At 64.6% G+C, this 223-nt stretch carries 1 protein-coding gene; it reads right to left on the bottom strand.

Annotation, left to right across the window (positions count from 1 at the left end; translation table 11 throughout):
* The coding region (locus tag E4K09_RS02595) for a helicase-related protein (protein ID WP_134494983.1) at positions 1-223 on the bottom strand (223 nt) is incomplete at both ends.

Raw genomic sequence — 223 nt, 5'->3', positions numbered from 1 at the left:
GCCTGAGCCCGGCGTCCTGCGCGGCCGGCTCGCTGCTGGTAATTCGCAATTCCGGGCGGCACGTTGCGGCAGAGCACGGCCTCAAGATCACCAAGATCGACGCCCATCTCCCTGGTCGTCGTGCAACTCAAGAGATTGACCTTCCCTTCCCGAAATAGCTCCTCGATCCGCTCACGGCGCTCCGTGCCGATAGACGCCGTGTGCTCGCGGGCAATGCCGCTCA

Source organism: Microvirga pakistanensis (assembly GCF_004458765.1).
Lineage (GTDB): Bacteria > Pseudomonadota > Alphaproteobacteria > Rhizobiales > Beijerinckiaceae > Microvirga > Microvirga pakistanensis.
The sequence above is the reverse complement of the archived record's forward strand: the minus strand, read 5'-3'. Positions and strand labels throughout refer to the sequence as shown.